This window comes from Pseudomonas caspiana (assembly GCF_040224095.2).
In the GTDB taxonomy this organism is placed as follows: domain Bacteria; phylum Pseudomonadota; class Gammaproteobacteria; order Pseudomonadales; family Pseudomonadaceae; genus Aquipseudomonas; species Aquipseudomonas caspiana.
This window is the reverse complement of record NZ_CP167995.1, coordinates 5,808,550-5,825,212: the sequence shown is the minus strand read 5'-3', so window position 1 is coordinate 5,825,212 and position 16,663 is coordinate 5,808,550. Positions and strand designations below refer to the sequence as shown.

Genomic DNA, 16,663 nt, shown 5'->3' with positions numbered 1-16,663 from the left:
CACAGCGGTTCGCGGTCACCGGTAGGAGCGAACGTGTTCGCGAAGCAATGCGCCTGACACACTGCTTCGCGAACAAGTTTGCTCCTACCGTGAGCCTCAACCGGTGTGCGTAATCCGCCCATCCACGAGCGTGTAACGCACGGCACCCGGCAAGCAATGACCGAGGAACGGGCAGTTTTCGCCTTTGGACAGCCACTTCTCACCGGCAACCGTTGAGGCGGCAGGGTCAAACAGCACGATGTCGGCGGGTGAGCCTGCGCTCAGTTGTCCAGCAGGCAGGCGCAATGCTGCTGCCGGGCCGCTGCTCAGGCGGGCGAGCAGGGTTGGCAGATCCAGAAGGCCATCTTCAACCAGTGTCATCGCCAGTGGCAGCAGCAATTCAACGCTGCTGATGCCCGGTTCGGTCGCGCCGAATGGTGCCAGCTTGGCGTCGCGCTCGTGCGGCTGGTGATGGCTGGAGATCGCGCTGATCACGCCGGATTTGACCGCTTCACGCAGGCCGTCACGGTCCGCGCGGGTGCGCAGTGGTGGTTGCACGTGATATAGGCTGGAGAAGTCGATTAGCGCTTCGTCGGTCAGGATCAATTGATACAGCGCCACGTCAGCCGTGACCTTCAAGCCACGGGCCTGTGCCTGCGCGATCAGTGCCGCGCCGCGAGCACTGGTCAATTGGCTGAAGTGTGCGCGTACACCGCTTTGCTCAACCAGCAACAGGTCGCGGGCCAATGCCACGGTTTCAGCGGTTTCAGGAATGCCTGCCAGGCCAAGGAAGCTGGCGGTCGGGCCTTCGTGAGCCAGGCCACCTTCGGCCAGATCACGGTCCTGAGAATTGAAAATCACCGTCAGGTCGAACGTTGCAGCGTATTCCAGCGCGCGGCACAGGGTGCGGGTGTTGCGAAAGCTCTCCAGACCGTTGCCGAAGGCCACGCAGCCCACGTCGCGCAACGCAACCAGTTCGGCCAGTTGCTCGCCTTCCAGGCCTTTGCTGAGTGCACCAATCGGGAACACCTTGCTGTGCCCGGCTTCGCGGGCGCGGTCCAGGATCAGCTCAGCGACCGCCGAGGTATCCAGAATCGGTTTGGTGCGCGGCGGGCAGCACAGACTGGTCACGCCACCGGCTGCGGCGGCGCGGGTTTCGCTGGCGATCGTGCCTTTGCGGCTGTAACCCGGTTCACGCAGCGCAACGTTGAGGTCAACCAAGCCGGGCGCGGCGATCAGTCCGGTGGCGTCGATGGTTTGTACCGGCTCGAAACCCGCTGGCGCTTCGCCGATCGCGAGCACCTTGCAGGCTTCCAGGTGCAAGTCTGTAATTTGGTCCAGACCACTTTTGGGGTCGATGACGCGAGCGCCGAGGATGCTGAGCTTCACTGGGCGTTCTCCTGTTCGAATTGTCGTTGCGCGGTCTGGCCGCTCATGGCCATGGACAGCACAGCCATGCGCACGGCGATGCCGTAGGTCACTTGATTGAGGATTACCGAATGCGCGCCGTCGGCCACTGCCGATTCGATTTCAACGCCGCGGTTGATCGGGCCGGGGTGCATGACGATGCAGTCTGGCTTGGCGCCCGCCAAACGTGCGGTGGTCAGGCCGAACAGGCGGTAGAACTCGCCCTCGCTCGGCAGCAGGCCGCCCTGCATGCGTTCGCGTTGCAGGCGCAGCATGATCACGACGTCGACGTCTTTGAGGCCTTCGTTGAGGTCGGTATAGACCTTCACGCCGTATTGCTCGACGCCAACCGGCAACAAGGTTTTCGGCCCGATCACGCGGATGTCAGGGCAGCCCAGCGCTTTGAGGGCGATCATGTTCGAGCGTGCCACCCGCGAGTGCAGGATGTCGCCGACGATGGCCACAGACAGATTTTCGAAGCCGCCTTTGTGGCGACGAATCGTCAGCATGTCGAGCATGCCTTGGGTCGGGTGCGCGTGACGGCCGTCGCCGCCATTGATGATCGCCACTTCCGGGCACACATGCTCGGCAATGAAGTGCGCCGCGCCCGAGTCACCGTGGCGCACGACGAACATGTCGGCAGCCATGGCTTCCAGATTGCGCAGGGTGTCGAACAGCGTCTCGCCCTTGCTGGTCGAGGACGTGGACACGTTGAGGGTGATCACGTCCGCCGACAGCCGCTGTGCCGCCAGTTCAAAGGTGGTGCGGGTGCGCGTGGAGTTCTCGAAGAACACGTTGCACACGGTCTTGCCGCGCAGCAGCGGGACTTTTTTCACCGCCCGGGCACCGACTTCCAGAAAGGAGTCAGCGGTGTCGAGAATTTCAGTGAGCAGCTCGCGAGGCAAGCCATCGAGGGACAGGAAATGGCGCAGCTGACCTTGATGGTTGAGCTGCAGCGGGCGCTTGGCGTCGAGGGGCGTCATCGCAAAGGACTCTTTCAAGGGCGGTTAAAGGGCGGAGGCGGTGGACAGGTCTTGAATGTCGAGGGCCAGCGGGGCAGGGCCGCTCAGCTTGACCCGCTCGTTGGCAGCCAGCGTCAACGTCGCGCCAACCACATCAGGGCTGATCGGCAGTTCGCCAGCGTCCAGGTCCAGCAGGCACACCAGCGTCACGCTGGCCGGGCGGCCGTAGTCGAACAACTCGTTGAGGGCGGCGCGAATCGTCCGGCCACTCATCAGGACGTCATCAATCAGCACCAGATGCTGACCTTCGATTTCGAATGGCAGCTCGGAAGGGCGCACTTGTGGGTGCAGGCCGTTCTGGCTGAAATCGTCCCGGTAGAACGAAACGTCCAGCGTGCCCAGCGGCTCTTCGCGGCCCAGGGTTTTGAGCAGTTCCTGCGCGACCCACACGCCGCCAGTGCGAATGCCGATGAAGCGAGGTTCGCTGACGCCGCGCTTGTTGAGGTGCGCGTTCAGGTCAGTGGCCATCTGACGAATCAGTTCGGCGGGGTTCGGCAGGTTCATGAAGTTGCTCCTGAAAGTACCCGAGCCGGGGCAAGGCCTGGCTCAGGCGGAAACGAAAATTCAGATTGTTAACGCCAAGCCTTGTACAGGCTAAATGTGTCAGGCACTGAACAGCTCGGCGTTTGCATCCATCCAGCCCTGCAACAAGAGCATGGCGGCGATGGCATCGACCGGGTTGTCTTTGTAGCTGCTGCCGCGCTGACCGCCGCGGCTCATGCGCTCGCCCTTGGCTTCGAAAGTCGTCAGGCGTTCGTCATGGGTATAAACCGGGATGTTGAAGCGACCGTTGATCCGCCGGGAAAACTTCTCCGCCTTGACGCTCATGTCGCTGGGCGTGCCGTCCATGTTCAGCGGCAGGCCGACGATAATGGCGTCGGGTTTCCATTCGCGAATCAGCGCTTCGATCTGGCTCCAGTCCGGAACGCCTTGCTGGGCTTTCAGGGTGCAGAGATCGCGCGCCTGGCCGGTAATCACCTGGCCCACCGCAACGCCGATCTGTTTGGTGCCGTAATCGAAACCCAGCAGTAAACGCAGTGCGGCCATCAGGCGTGGCCTGCCTGACTAGTGAGCAAGCTCAAATTAACGCCAAGGCGCGCAGCAGCGGCGTTCAGGCGCTGGTCACTGTCCACTTCAAAGAGGATGGCTGGGTCGAACGGGCAGGTCAGCCAGGCGTTGGCAGCCATTTCAGCTTCCAGTTGGCCTGCATCCCATCCGGCGTAACCGAGGGTGATCACATTTTGATCAGGCCCGTAGCCGTCTGCGATGGAGAACAACACGTCCTGCGAGGTAGAGAGCGCCAGGTCGCCGAGTTCGACGGTCGCTTGAAAGATCTGCCCTCTGGGGTGAAGCACGAAACCGCGATCGGTTTGAACCGGGCCGCCGGTGTGGATCTGTATGTCCTGGCAGCGCACCGGAGCGGGGAGCTCGGGGCGCAATTGCTCAAGGACATCCGCCAGCGTCAGGCTTTGCGGTCGGTTGATGACCAGCCCCATGGCTCCATTGGCGTTGTGCTCGACGATATAAGTCAGCGTCTGCGCAAAGTTCGGGTCCACCATGTGCGGCATGGCGATCAGGAATTGATGCTTGAGATAACTCACAGATACGTTTTTCATGAGCCCTAGTGTGGCGCTGCGCGGCGGGCCTGACAACTGGCAGTTCTGACAGGCCTGCAGGTTTGTGAAGGAGCCGTCAGTTACTGGAAAGCTTGTCGCCCCGGGCGAATTTCCAGGTCCGGATGATTTCAAGCCGGTCAATGTCAGCCAGATCGCCGGTGAACGGTGCAAATGGAGCCGCCAATCGCACGATTCGCTGCGCAGCCTGATCCAGCAACGGTTGCCCGGAGGACTCCAGCACCAGCACTTCATACAGCGAGCCGTCGCGATTGATCGAGACCATCAGGCGTAAATTGCCGTAAATCTGTTGGCGGCGGGCTTCTTCCGGGTAATTCAGGTTGCCGACACGCTCGACCTTTTTGCGCCAGTCATCTTTGTACCAAGCGCCTTTGTCGCGCATGGTCGACGCGGCATTGAGGCGATGAATCTTCGGCCGCTTGGCGTACAGCTGTTGCTCATTGGAAAGCTCGGCTTCGAGGCTGGCGATTTCGCTGCTCAGTTGCGAGCTGTCGAATTCTGGTGCGGCCTTGGGCGTTGGATCAGGTTTGACCTCTTCACGTTTGGCAACAGTCTTTTCCGGGGTCTTGGCCTTGGTGGCGACCACGGTTTTCGACGATTCCTGCTTTTGCACAGGCTTGGCGGCCGGAGGCGGGGTCACTTTGTTGATTTTGGTGTCCTGAAACGGCGCAAGCTCAGTGGTCTTGGGGATTTCCGCCTTGTCCAGGGTGCCGCTGCCTTCCTGATTGTCTTGAGCCAGAAAGTCAGCCTGTTTGGGCTTGGTTTCGCTTTTGAAGGTGGCGAGGGTGATTTCCAGAGTCTGGCTGATCTGTTCAGGTTTGACGTAGGTGAAGCCCACACCAAGGATGATCGCCACGTGAATCAACGCCGCAATCAACAGGGTAAAGCCCAGACGATCCGCCGGGCGCACGCCTGATTGGGTAAGTTCGTATGGGAGATCGACAGCAGTCATCAGCGGTTTAGCGTCTCTTGGGGCGGAATTCTTCGGGCCGCGCATCATAACTCAAGACCGGGCGCGAACCCTGTAGGAGTGAGCTTGCTCGCGATAGCGTCAGATCAGTCGATGACTTGATCGCCTGTGAAAATCGAATCGCGAGCAAGCTCACTCCTACAGAGAATTGCGCTCCCGCAGATTTATCGAGCGTTCAGCTTCTTCTCGATCACATCCATCAGCATCCCGCCAATGTTAGTGCCGAATGCATTGTCGATTTCACGGATGCAGGTCGGGCTGGTGACGTTGATTTCGGTCAGATGCTCACCGATCACATCCAGACCGACGAAGATCAGGCCTTTTTCGCGCAAGGTTGGGCCGATTTGCTCAGCGATGTAGCGATCTTTTTCGGTCAGCGGACGCGCTTCGCCACGACCGCCTGCAGCCAGGTTGCCACGCGTTTCGCCAGCTGCCGGAATGCGCGCCAGGCAATACGGGACCGGTTCGCCGTCGACCATCAGGATGCGTTTGTCGCCGTCCTTGATGGCAGGCAGATAACCTTGCGCCATGATTTGCTGGGTGCCGTGTGCGGTCAGGGTTTCGAGAATCACCGACAGATTCGGATCACCCACGCGATGGCGGAAGATCGACGCGCCGCCCATGCCGTCCAGCGGCTTGAGGATTACATCGCCGTGCTCGGCAGCAAACTCACGCAGGATGTCGGCACGACGGCTGACCAGCGTCGGCGGCGTCAGGTGTGGGAACTGGGTGGCAAACAGCTTCTCGTTGCAGTCGCGCAGGCTCTGCGGCTTGTTGACGATCAGTACGCCAGCGCGCTCGGCTTGTTCCAGCAAGTAAGTGGCGTAGACGAACTCCATGTCGAACGGCGGATCCTTGCGCATCAGGATCACGTCCAGATCGTCCAGGCCGCTGTCCACTTCGGTACCGAATTCGAACCACTTGGCCGGGTCGGCGAAAACTTTCAGCGGTTTCATGCGAGCGCGGGCCTGGCCAGCGTTCTGATACAGGTCCTGCTGCTCTATGTAGAACAGCGACCAGCCGCGTTCTTGAGCGGCAAGCAGCATGGCCAGTGAGCTGTCCTTTTTATAGGAGATGCGCTCAATCGGGTCCATGACAATCCCTAGGCGAACGCTCATGGGCAAATTTCCTCTGATCGATAACGGCCGCGTCGGCCTTGAAATAGGCGTCAGGGTGGCGCTCCGCTTGCTCCGGGTCAAGAGGCAAGCACGTGGCGGCCGCCTTTATGGATTGAGTCTGGAGAGTGTGCTAAAAAGGCTCGGCGCCTGAATTTGGCATTTGGCCTTCAGCCCCTGTAAATCAGGAGCTGGCAGTACGATCAGGCTCCCGTGCCGGGCTGAACACGCATAATCACGCCACGGCGATGGAAGAGCAGATATGGAACAGCATTCATCAGCACTGAAAGTCATGGTCATCGATGATTCAAAGACGATTCGTCGCACAGCCGAAACGCTGCTGAGGAACGTCGGGTGTGAGGTCATCACGGCAATCGACGGGTTCGATGCGCTGGCCAAGATCGCCGATAATCATCCGCGGATCATCTTTGTCGACATCATGATGCCGCGTCTGGATGGCTATCAGACCTGCGCGCTGATCAAGAACAACCGGGCGTTCAAATCGACGCCGGTGATCATGCTCTCGTCCAAGGATGGCCTGTTCGACAAGGCCAAGGGACGAATTGTCGGCTCCGATCAGTTTTTGACCAAACCGTTTAGCAAGGAAGAACTGCTCAGCGCGATCAAGGCCCACGTGCCGGGGTTCGTTGCGGTAGAACAACAAGTTTCGTGACGCCTGCTGCCCACAAGGGCTGCGGGCATTCATCCTTATGGGGAACACCATGGCTCGAATTCTGATCGTCGATGACTCGCCGACTGAAATGTACAAATTGACCGGCATGCTGGAAAAGCACGGTCATGAAGTCCTCAAGGCCGAAAACGGTGCCGACGGCGTTGCCCTGGCACGCCAGGAAAAGCCCGATGCTGTGTTGATGGACATCGTCATGCCAGGCCTCAACGGTTTTCAGGCCACCCGCCAGCTGACCAAGGATGCGGACACCAGCATGATCCCGGTGATCATGATCACCACCAAGGATCAGGAAACCGACAAGGTCTGGGGCAAGCGCCAAGGTGCGCGTGATTACCTGACCAAGCCGGTGGACGAAGAAACCCTGATGAAAACCCTGAACGCGGTACTCGCCGGCTGACCGCCGGTTCGTCATGGCTGAGTCTCAAACCGCTTTCCAGCTGCTGTTCGACATCGACCAACGCTGTCGAGCACTGGCGGCGGGCCTGCCGTTTCAGGAAACCCGTCAGCAGGACTGGAGCGGTATCGGTTTTCGCATGGGCGAGCGTTGCTACGTGGCGCCCATGGGCGAAGTCAGCGAAATCCTTCACGAGCCACGCTATGCAGCGCTGCCCGGCGTAAAGCCTTGGGTCCGGGGCGTGGCCAATCTGCGTGGCAAGCTGTTGCCCATCATGGATCTGTGCAGCTTTTTCGGTCATGACCTGTCGCCCCTGCGTAAAGAGCGGCGGGTGCTGGTCGTTGAGCACCATGATGTATTCGCCGGTTTGCTGGTTGATGAAGTTCTCGGCCTGCAGCATTTCAGTCAGGTCAGCCTGATGCCCCGGGAAGTGGCTGACATGGATGACGACATCACACCGTTCATTCGCGGTCAGTTTCTGCGTGATCAGGCCTGGCTGGTGTTCAGCCCGTGGGCGCTGGCGCAGTCGCCGGGCTTCATGGACGTAGCGCTGTAAACGTATTGGGCAGGCCAGCGACGCTGGCCTTTTTTGCTTGCGCGATAAACATCGCATTCGGTCCAGGTGGGACATGAGTAAGACAGGCAGATCCTTGGAAGGCCTACGCAGCCGCTCGCAAATCGTCGTGCTGTTCGTCGCGCTGATCATTTTCATCATATTGCTGTTCGTCAATTTTGCTTACCTCAACACGCAATCGACTTACGACAAGCAATACATCGGTCACGCTGGCGAGCTGCGCGTGTTGTCCCAGCGCATTGCCAAGAACGCCACCGAGGCCGCTGCGGGTAAGCCGCAAGCCTTCAAATTGCTTGCCGATGCCCGCAACGATTTCGACATGCGCTGGGGTTACTTGCGCAAGGGCGATAAAGCCACGGGCTTGCCGCCAGCGCCTCAAGGCGTGCGCGACGAGTTGCAGACGGTGCAGACCGACTGGGAAGCCCTGCGTAGAAGTACGGACGTGATTCTGGCCAACGAGCAGACCGTCCTGTCGTTGCATCAAGTGGCCGCGACCCTGGCCGAAACCATTCCGCAATTACAGGTCGAGTACGAAAAAGTCGTCGATATCCTGCTGCAAAACCGCGCGCCTGCCAGCCAGGTGGCGGTCGCCCAGCGGCAGTCGCTGCTGGCTGAACGGATTCTCGGTTCGGTCAACAAAGTGCTGGCGGGTGATGACACCGCTGTTCAGGCTGCCGACGCCTTCGGTCGCGACGCCAGCCAGTTCGGCCGGGTGCTCAGCGGCATGCTCGACGGCAACGTGAACATGCGCGTCGCTCAGGTTGACGACCCGGACGCCCGGGCGCGTTTGGCAGAGATCGCCGAGTTGTTCCAGTTCGTGTCCGGCTCTGTAGATGAGATTCTCGAGACTTCGCCTGAGCTGTTCGAGGTGCGCGAGTCCGCAGGCAACATTTTCAACACGTCGCAAACCCTGCTCGACGAAACCTCGGTGCTCGCCAACCGGCTTGAGCATCTGGCCAATGCGCGCTCGTCGAACACCATCGGCGGATACGTGTTGGGCTTGCTGGCCTTGATGTCGATCATCCTGATTGGCCTGGTCATGGTGCGCGAAACCAACCGCCAGCTTCGCGAGACCGCCGAGAAAAGTGAACGCAACCAGAACGCGATCATGCGTCTGCTCGATGAAATCGAAAACCTGGCGGACGGCGATTTGACCGTGGCCGCGTCGGTGACCGAAGACTTCACTGGCGCGATCGCTGACTCCATCAACTATTCCATCGACCAGCTGCGCGAGTTGGTGGCGACCATCAACCTCACCGCCGAGCAAGTGTTCGGCGCGGTCAAGGACACTCAGGGCACTGCCACGCAACTGGCTGCGGCGTCGGAGCATCAGGCGTTGCAGATTGCTGCCGCGTCCAACGCGATCAACCGCATGACGGGCTCCATTGACCTTGTGTCGGCTAACGCCCATGAGTCCTGGTCGGTGGCCGAGCGTTCAGTCGCCATTGCCAACAAAGGTAACGAGGTGGTGCACAACACCATCAATGGAATGGACAACATTCGCGAGCAGATCCAGGACACGTCCAAACGGATCAAGCGTCTTGGCGAGTCGTCTCAAGAGATTGGCGATATCGTCAGCCTGATTGACGACATCGCCGATCAGACCAACATCCTCGCGTTGAACGCTGCGATTCAGGCGTCGATGGCCGGTGATGCCGGACGCGGCTTTGCAGTGGTGGCCGACGAAGTGCAGCGTCTGGCCGAGCGTTCTTCCTCCGCAACCAAGCAGATCGAAACCCTGGTGCGAGCGATTCAGAACGACACTAACGAAGCGGTGATCTCCATGGAGCAAACCACCACCGAAGTCGTGCGCGGTGCGCGGCTGGCGCAGGATGCCGGGGTGGCGCTGGAAGAGATCGAAGGCGTGTCGAAAGTCCTCGCGGCACTGATCCAGAGCATCACCAATGCTGCTCAGCAGCAATCCGAACTGGGGCTGCAGATTTCCCAGACCATGACCGTTATTCAGCAAACCACCTCGCAGACCACCTCGGGCACCGCAGCCACGGCGCGCAGCATGGGTAACCTGGCGAAGATGGCCAGCGCGATGCGCCGCTCGGTGTCGGGCTTCACCTTGCCGTCGTCGAAGGATCGCGGGTGATGAGCACGAAATGTATAGCTCCGCACGCTCATGGAGCCTTGAAATACATGATCTGTAGGAGCTCACCGAGGTTACGAGGCCAGCGATGGCGGAGTGTCAGACAAACCGCTATAGCTGGCCTCGTAACCTCGGTGAGCTCCTACAGGTTCGGGTTCAACTTCGGTATAAGCAATCAAGCTGGGTATTGGAGTCGTCATGGCTGATCGGCACGACTATGTGGCGCTGGAGTGGGTAAAAGGCGAAATCGCCGAAACCCTCAAGCAGGCCCGCCACGCCCTCGATACATACATTGCCGATCCCGGTCATACGGCCGCGATGGACGAGTGTCTGGATTGCGTGCATCAGGTGCACGGCAGCCTGCAAATGATCGAGTTCTACGGCGCAGCGTTGCTGGCCGAAGAAGTCGAGCAACTGGCGCTCGCCTTGCAGCAGGATCGCGTGGCGGAACGTGCCGAGGCGCAGCAATTGCTGACCCAGGCCCTGACGCAACTGCCTGCCTATCTGGACCGCATTCATTCTGCCCGGCGCGATTTGCCGCTGGTGGTCTTGCCGTTGCTCAACGACTTGCGCAGCGCTCGGGGTGAAAGCCTTCTCTCGGAAACCAGCCTGTTCGCGCCGCAACTGGTCAGTGTTGCGCCGCTGGATGCGCAAACTCTCGCGCAACGGGACAGCCCCGAGCTGGCCGCGCTGTTGCGCAAATTACGCCAGACCCTACAAACCGCACTGGTCGGCCTGTTACGTGAACAGGACGTGCAGACTCAGCTTGGCTACATGGGCAAGGTCTTCGCGCGCCTCGAACAGCTGTGCGATAACGCGCCACTGGGGCCGCTTTGGCAGATTGCCTCGGCGCTGGTGGAAACCATGCTCAATGGCAATTTCACCAACAGCCCGGCATTGCGCAGCCTGTTCAAGGATGCCGACAAAGAACTCAAACGTTTGTTGGAGCAAGGCATCGTCGGCATCAATCAGCCTGCGCCGGACGAGCTGCTCAAAAGCCTGTTGTTCTACATTGCCAAGTCCGACAGCCAGGCGCCGCGAATGGTGGACCTGAAGGACCAATACGGTCTGGACGAAGCGCTGCCCGACACCACGCCGCCCAGCCAGCAGCGGACGAGCCTTGGGCCCGACCGCGACGCGATGCGCTCGGTGATCAGCGCCTTGTGTGAAGAGCTGGTGCGGGTCAAAGAACGCCTCGATGTGTTCGTGCGCGGTGATCGAAAGTCGGTCAGCGAGCTAAACAGTTTGTTACCCCCGCTGCGGCAGATCGCCGACACCCTGGCGGTATTGGGTTTCGGTCAGCCACGTAAAGTCATCATCGATCAATTGGCCGTGGTGCAGGGGTTGGCGCAGGGCCAGCGCGAACCGAGCGACGCAGCACTGATGGATGTGGCCGGGGCGCTGCTCTATGTCGAGGCAACACTGGCCGGAATGGTTGGCCCGGTTGAGCAATCCGCCAATCGTGAAGACAGCCGTCTGCCCACTACCGACCTGACGCAGATCCATCAACTGGTGATCCGTGAAGCGCGGGTCGTGTTGCAGCAAGCCAAGGATGTGATCATCGATTACATCGACGGTGAATGGGATCGCCAGCGCCTTGAGCCTTTATCGGCGCTGCTGGTGCAAGTGCGCGGTGCGCTGGCGATGATTCCTCTGGCCCGCGCAGCGAGTTTGCTGGCGGCCTGCAACGACTACATTCTTGAACACCTGCTGATCGACGAAACCCGCCCGGCCTGGACCCAGCTCGACAGCCTCGCAGACACGATTACCGGCATCGAGTATTACCTGGAGCGCATGGGCGAAGACCATGAGGCGCCGGGCGAACAGGTGCTCGACATGGCACAGGAAAGTCTCGCGCGGCTGGGCTACACGCCAGCGTCGGATACCCTCGACGTGCCGGTGCTGGAAGAGGTCATCAGCCAGGACGAGATTCTCGAGCTTGAAGCCCGCAATGCATTGGTCAGCCCGACGCAAACCATTGCCGATGTGCTGGCCAGTCCGATGTCTGGCGTAAACCCGCCCGCGCTTGATACCCCCGACAGCCTGTTGCCGCCGCCTGCCGATGAAGAAGCGGTGGACGACGAGTTACTGGAAGTCTTTCTCGAGGAAGCCGAGGAAGTTCTTGCAGCCTTGCGCGAATACCTGCCGCAATGGATTGGCTCTCTCAACGATGCGCGCAGCAACACCACCGCGCTGACCGAAGTGCGTCGCGCTTTTCACACCCTCAAGGGCAGTGGGCGGATGGTGCGTGCGCTGATCCTTGGCGAGCTGGCATGGGCGGTGGAAAACCTGCTCAACCGCATACTGGAAAACAGCGTCAAGCCCGACGAGCATGTTCAGCAACTGCTCAACGAAGTGCTGGCGCTGCTGCCGTCAGTCCTCAAGGATTTTGCTCAGGGCGCTCAGCGTCAGCGTGATGATGTCGACCGCCTCGCTGCCCGTGCGCATGCCTTGGCCAGAGGGCAGGGACTGCTGACCTTCGACGTCGCAGCCGAAGACGAAAACGACGAACTCGACCCGCAACTGCTGGAAATTTTCCGTCAGGAAGCCTTGAGTCATCTGGACAGCCTCAAGCGTTTTCTGGAAGGCAGCGCCAACGATCCCGAGCCCGCCATCAGCGACGATTTGCTGCGTGCGCTGCACACCCTCAAAGGCAGCGCCTCCATGGCGGGTGTGCTGCCAATCGCCGAACTGACCAGCCCGCTGGATCAATTGGTGCGTGAGTACAAGGCGCACATGCTGGCGCTGGGGCAGGCCGAGCTGGAATTGCTGCGCAGCGCCGAGCCGCTTTTTCTCGCCGGATTGGCGCAATTGTCGAGCAATCCGCTGGGGCCGATTCCCGGTGCGGCCGCGCTGATCGAAACCGCCCAGAATTTGCTTCAGGAACGGCTCGCGGCGGTATTGAGTGCGTCCAACAATGGCCTGCGGGTCAAACGTAATCCACAACTGATCGAGCGCTTTCTCGCCGAAGGCATGGACATTCTGCTGGACGCGGAAAACCTCTTGCAGCGTTGGCGTGAACATCCTGGCGAGCGGCAAGAACTCTCTGCGCTGCTGGATGAACTGACCACGTTGGGGCACGGCGCGCACCTCGCCGATCTGCCGCAAGTAGACGAACTCTGCGAAGCCCTGCTTGACCTCTATGGCGCAGTGGAAGAAAGCAGTCTGGCGGTTAGCGAACGCTTTTTCGATGAGGCCGAGCAGGCTCACGAAGCGTTGATCTGTCAGCTCGATCAACTGGCCGCCGGGCAAGAAGTCGAAGCCTGTCCGGCACGTATTCAGGCGTTGCGAGACCTGCTTGATCAAGCGCTGGCCCCCTCGGCCACTGGCTTGATCAAAAGCGACGGCAGCCAGACGCTGAGTATCACTGAGCTGAACGCGGCCACTGAAAAACTGGCCAGTCATGCGCCTATTCACGACGACCCGCTGACTCTGGACGACGAGATCGTCGAGATCTTTCTTGAGGAAGCCTTCGATATCCTCGACAGCGCCGGGCAGGCTCTGCAACGCTGGCTCGATGACCCGGAAAACCCGCTGCCGCTGTCGGCTTTGCAGCGTGACCTGCACACCCTCAAAGGTGGCGCGCGCATGGCGGAAATCGGTCCCGTCGGCGATTTGGGGCATGAGCTGGAAAGCCTGTACGAAGGCCTCATCGACCGTCGCTACAGTCATTCTCCGGCATTGGCCGATTTGCTGATTCAGAGCCACGATCAGTTGGCGTTGATGCTTGAACAGCTGCAAAAACACCAGGCGTTGAGTGATCCGACGGCGCTGATTGATGCCATTCAGGCGTTGCGCTTGGGCACCACGCCGGTATTGACGGGTGAGCCGGAAGCCAAACCGACACAATCCAAAATCCAGGCCGATGCGCCACCGGAGCGCGACAACGAGTTAATCGAGATCTTTCTCGAAGAAGGCTTCGACCTCATCGAAAGCTCCGGCGCAGCGCTGACACGGTGGCAGGCCGACCCCGAGAATTTGCTGGAAGTGGAAAACCTGCTGCGCGATCTGCACACCCTCAAAGGTGGCGCGCGCATGGCCGAAATTGCACCCATCGGCGATCTGGCTCACGAGCTGGAGGCGCTGTATGAAGGTCTGTCAGCCGGAACACTGAAGCCTGACCCGATCACTGTGAGCCTGCTGCAAAGTGGCCACGACTTGCTCGGCGACATGCTCGACGCGGTGCGCTCCGACAAGCCGTTGCCGGGTGCTGCGCTGCTGATCGAGAGCATTCGCAAGCAAGCCTCGGGTGACCTTTCAACTGCTTTGCCGGTCTCGCCGGTCATGCTCGAACCGTTAGCGCCCATACTGATGCCCGAGCCTGGCCCTGCCGCTGATGCCGATGGCGAGCGCGCGGCCAGCGAGATGGTCAAGGTGCCGGCGCAAGAACTGGAAACGCTGGTCAATCTGGCTGGCGAGACATCGATTTTTCGCGGGCGCATCGAACAACAGGTCATCGACGCCGAAGGCACCCTCGCAGAAATGGCCACTACGATTGAGCGGATGCGCGATCAGTTGCGGCGCCTGGACATGGAAACGCAAGGCAGCATCCTCAGCCGCGAGCAGGTGCAGGCCGAGCGTTTGGGCTACGAAGATTTCGACCCGCTGGAAATGGATCGCCACTCTCAGCTGCAACAACTGTCCCGCGCCCTGTTCGAGTCCGCGTCTGACTTGATGGACCTCAAGGAAACCCTCGACGCACGCGCCAATGACGCGCAAACCCTGCTGCTGCAACAGGCGCGGGTCAACACCGAACTGCAGGAAGGCCTGATGCGCACGCGCATGGTGCCTTTCGAACGCATGGTGCCGCGCCTCAAACGCATCGTGCGCCAGGTGTCCGCCGAGCTGCACAAAAAAGTCCATTTCGAAGTCGGCAATGCTGAAGGCGAAATGGACCGCACTGTGCTTGAGCGTATGGTCGCGCCGCTGGAGCACATGCTGCGCAACGCCATCGATCATGGCCTTGAAAGTACCGAGGAGCGGCTGGCCCAGGGTAAGCCCGAATTCGGCACCATTGTGCTGGACCTCAAGCATGAAGGCGGCGATATCGTCTTCGAGATGAGTGACGACGGTAAGGGCGTTGACCTGGAGGCGGTGCGCAAAAAAGCGATCAAGCGCGGCATGATCCCGGCTCATGCGCAGCCGGGTTATCACGAAACACTGCAGTTCATTCTGGAGCCGGGATTCTCCACGGCCGAAACCGTCACCCAGATTTCCGGACGTGGCGTTGGCATGGACGTAGTGCACGCCGAGGTCAAGCTGCTGGGCGGCACCATGGTCATCGAGTCGGAGTCAGGGCAGGGCGCGCTGTTCCGTATTCGGCTGCCGTTCTCCGTGTCGGTCAATCGGGCACTGATGGTGCAGTGCGGCGAAGAGCAGTACGCCGTACCGCTCAATACCGTTGAAGGCATTGTGCGAGTCATGCCGGGCGAGCTGGAAAAATGCTACTTGTCGACGCCTCCACGTTATCAATACGGCGAGCGGGTCTACGAACTGCGCTACCTGGGCGAACTGCTCAACAACAGCCAGCCGCCCTCGCTGATAGGTCAGACCCAACCGTTGCCGGTATTGCTGGTGCATGTTCAGGATCAGTGGGTAGCGGTACAGGTTGATGCGTTGGCGGGTTCGCGGGAAATCGTCGTCAAAAGTCTCGGACCGCAGTTTGCCCGGGTGCAGGGTATTTCCGGTGCGACCATTCTGGGCGATGGCCGCGTGGTGCTGATTCTCGATTTGCTGGCGCATATTCGTCGGCTGCATGGCCGCTTGCAGGCCGAGCAAGCTGCGGGGCGCAGCCTACCGGTGTGGCGCGACGCGGAGCAGGGTCGACCGCTGCTGGTATTGGTGGTCGACGACTCGGTCACGGTGCGCAAGGTCACCAGTCGCCTGCTGGAACGTCACGGCATGAACGTACTGACGGCCAAAGACGGGGTCGACGCCATGCTGCTGCTCAAGGAGCGCGTACCGGACGTCATGTTGCTGGATATCGAAATGCCGCGCATGGACGGCTTTGAAGTCCTCGGCCACGTTCGTGCCGACGAGCAGCTCAAGGAATTGCCGATCATCATGATCACCTCCCGCTCCGGCCAGAAGCATCGCGATCGGGCCATGGGGCTGGGCGTTAATGAATACCTGAGCAAGCCGTATCAGGAATCGACGCTGCTCGAAAGCATCGCTTATTGGAGTCAGGTCAATGCCTAACGCTGCCAGTGTCACGCAACTGACCGGCTTGATCCTGCCCCTGAGCGACCGCAACCTTCTGCTGCCCAACGTTGCCGTGGCAGAGCTGATCGACTATCAGGATTGCAGCGCCGACAGTGATGCGCCTGATTGGTATCTGGGTCCGATCAGCTGGCGCCAGCGCAATTTGCCCCTGCTCAGTTTCGAAGCCGCATGCGGCGGCCGGACCCTTGTTGGCGGCCGTGCACGTATCGTCGTGCTCAATGCCCTGGGCGGCCGTGATGAGCTGAAATTCATCGCCCTGCTGACTCAAGGCATTCCCCGTTCCTGCAAGGTCGACAACCAGCTCAGCTATGTTGACGTCCCCCTCGATGCGCTTGAACTCGCGGCCGTACAAATCGGCGAGACCGTCGCGAAAATCCCCGATCTGGTGGGGTTGGAGCAATGGTTGGTGGATGCTGGCCTGACACAGCATTCCCTGTAGGAGCTCACGAGCGCCGCGGGGCAGCGATAGCATCTGCCTGACACACCGCCATCGCGACCTCGCGTTGATCGTGCGCTCCTACAAAAAATCGCATCCCGTCAGGAAGGTGAGCCGATTAAAT

Annotated in this window: 12 protein-coding genes and 2 pseudogenes; 7 read left to right on the top strand and 7 right to left on the bottom strand. The window is 60.3% G+C overall.

Translation table 11 applies throughout. The features are described 5' to 3' along the window. Positions 1–96: 96 nt before the first annotated feature. The 7 genes from ABRP31_RS26260 to gshB form a co-directional block, all read right to left on the bottom strand. Positions 97–1,368 carry a dihydroorotase gene (locus ABRP31_RS26260; protein ID WP_349971153.1) on the bottom strand — a complete coding sequence of 424 codons (1,272 nt, stop codon included), beginning with the start codon at positions 1,366–1,368 and terminating at the stop codon, positions 97–99. Further along, positions 1,365–2,369, bottom strand: a complete 1,005-nt coding sequence (locus ABRP31_RS26255) for an aspartate carbamoyltransferase catalytic subunit (protein WP_027898382.1) — start codon at positions 2,367–2,369, stop codon at positions 1,365–1,367. The genes ABRP31_RS26260 and ABRP31_RS26255 overlap by 4 nt, the downstream gene beginning before the upstream one ends. A 24-nt stretch (positions 2,370–2,393) precedes the next feature. Continuing rightward, entirely contained in the window at positions 2,394–2,912 is a 519-nt protein-coding gene (gene pyrR / locus ABRP31_RS26250) for a bifunctional pyr operon transcriptional regulator/uracil phosphoribosyltransferase PyrR (RefSeq protein WP_349971152.1), read from the bottom strand. Between the two features lie 99 nt (positions 2,913–3,011). Next, on the bottom strand, positions 3,012–3,455 hold the full coding sequence (gene ruvX / locus ABRP31_RS26245) for a Holliday junction resolvase RuvX (RefSeq protein ID WP_087265665.1): 444 nt from the start codon (positions 3,453–3,455) through the stop codon (positions 3,012–3,014). After that, positions 3,455–4,024 carry a YqgE/AlgH family protein gene (locus ABRP31_RS26240; RefSeq protein WP_087265666.1) on the bottom strand — a complete coding sequence of 190 codons (570 nt, stop codon included), beginning with the start codon at positions 4,022–4,024 and terminating at the stop codon, positions 3,455–3,457. The genes ruvX and ABRP31_RS26240 overlap by 1 nt, the downstream gene beginning before the upstream one ends. A 76-nt stretch (positions 4,025–4,100) precedes the next feature. Further along, entirely contained in the window at positions 4,101–4,994 is an 894-nt protein-coding gene (locus tag ABRP31_RS26235) for an energy transducer TonB (protein WP_087265668.1), read from the bottom strand. Positions 4,995–5,176: 182 nt separating this feature from the next. Then, positions 5,177–6,130 (bottom strand): glutathione synthase, encoded by a 954-nt coding sequence (gene gshB, locus ABRP31_RS26230; protein WP_349971151.1) that lies wholly within the window; start codon positions 6,128–6,130, stop codon positions 5,177–5,179. Positions 6,131–6,389: 259 nt separating this feature from the next. On the opposite strand from gshB, the gene pilG reads away from it, so the two are divergent. The 7 genes and pseudogenes from pilG (at position 6,390) to ABRP31_RS26195 (ending at position 16,542) form a co-directional block, all read left to right on the top strand. Continuing rightward, positions 6,390–6,800 carry a twitching motility response regulator PilG gene (gene pilG, locus ABRP31_RS26225; RefSeq protein ID WP_027898388.1) on the top strand — a complete coding sequence of 137 codons (411 nt, stop codon included), beginning with the start codon at positions 6,390–6,392 and terminating at the stop codon, positions 6,798–6,800. Positions 6,801–6,849: 49 nt separating this feature from the next. Beyond that, positions 6,850–7,215 (top strand): twitching motility response regulator PilH, encoded by a 366-nt coding sequence (pilH, locus tag ABRP31_RS26220; protein WP_003316741.1) that lies wholly within the window; start codon positions 6,850–6,852, stop codon positions 7,213–7,215. Positions 7,216–7,228: 13 nt separating this feature from the next. Then, entirely contained in the window at positions 7,229–7,768 is a 540-nt protein-coding gene (locus ABRP31_RS26215) for a chemotaxis protein CheW (protein ID WP_087265671.1), read from the top strand. A 73-nt stretch (positions 7,769–7,841) separates the two neighbouring features. Further along, positions 7,842–9,884: a methyl-accepting chemotaxis protein gene (locus ABRP31_RS26210; protein WP_087265673.1), complete on the top strand. Its 2,043-nt coding sequence runs from the start codon at positions 7,842–7,844 to the stop codon at positions 9,882–9,884. A gap of 195 nt (positions 9,885–10,079) precedes the next feature. Next, a pseudogene (locus tag ABRP31_RS26205) lies at positions 10,080–12,593 on the top strand (Hpt domain-containing protein); the annotation flags it as partial. Between the two features lie 237 nt (positions 12,594–12,830). Next, a pseudogene (locus ABRP31_RS26200) lies at positions 12,831–16,079 on the top strand (Hpt domain-containing protein); the annotation flags it as partial. Beyond that, positions 16,072–16,542, top strand: coding sequence for a chemotaxis protein CheW (locus ABRP31_RS26195; protein ID WP_349971148.1), 471 nt, complete (start codon positions 16,072–16,074; stop codon positions 16,540–16,542). The pseudogene ABRP31_RS26200 and the gene ABRP31_RS26195, both read left to right, overlap by 8 nt. The last annotated feature ends 121 nt before the right edge of the window (positions 16,543–16,663 follow it).

What these genes read in the sequence shown, in the direction of transcription:
- ABRP31_RS26255 (WP_027898382.1), bottom strand. Translation starts at nt 2,369, where the DNA reads ATGACGCCCCTCGACGCCAAGCGCCCGCTGCAGCTCAACCATCAAGGT.
- pyrR (WP_349971152.1), bottom strand. Translation starts at nt 2,912, where the DNA reads ATGAACCTGCCGAACCCCGCCGAACTGATTCGTCAGATGGCCACTGAC.
- ruvX (WP_087265665.1), bottom strand. Translation starts at nt 3,455, where the DNA reads ATGGCCGCACTGCGTTTACTGCTGGGTTTCGATTACGGCACCAAACAG.
- ABRP31_RS26240 (WP_087265666.1), bottom strand. Translation starts at nt 4,024, where the DNA reads ATGAAAAACGTATCTGTGAGTTATCTCAAGCATCAATTCCTGATCGCC.
- ABRP31_RS26235 (WP_087265668.1), bottom strand. Translation starts at nt 4,994, where the DNA reads ATGACTGCTGTCGATCTCCCATACGAACTTACCCAATCAGGCGTGCGC.
- gshB (WP_349971151.1), bottom strand. Translation starts at nt 6,130, where the DNA reads ATGAGCGTTCGCCTAGGGATTGTCATGGACCCGATTGAGCGCATCTCC.
- pilG (WP_027898388.1), top strand. Translation starts at nt 6,390, where the DNA reads ATGGAACAGCATTCATCAGCACTGAAAGTCATGGTCATCGATGATTCA.
- pilH (WP_003316741.1), top strand. Translation starts at nt 6,850, where the DNA reads ATGGCTCGAATTCTGATCGTCGATGACTCGCCGACTGAAATGTACAAA.
- ABRP31_RS26215 (WP_087265671.1), top strand. Translation starts at nt 7,229, where the DNA reads ATGGCTGAGTCTCAAACCGCTTTCCAGCTGCTGTTCGACATCGACCAA.
- ABRP31_RS26210 (WP_087265673.1), top strand. Translation starts at nt 7,842, where the DNA reads ATGAGTAAGACAGGCAGATCCTTGGAAGGCCTACGCAGCCGCTCGCAA.
- ABRP31_RS26195 (WP_349971148.1), top strand. Translation starts at nt 16,072, where the DNA reads ATGCCTAACGCTGCCAGTGTCACGCAACTGACCGGCTTGATCCTGCCC.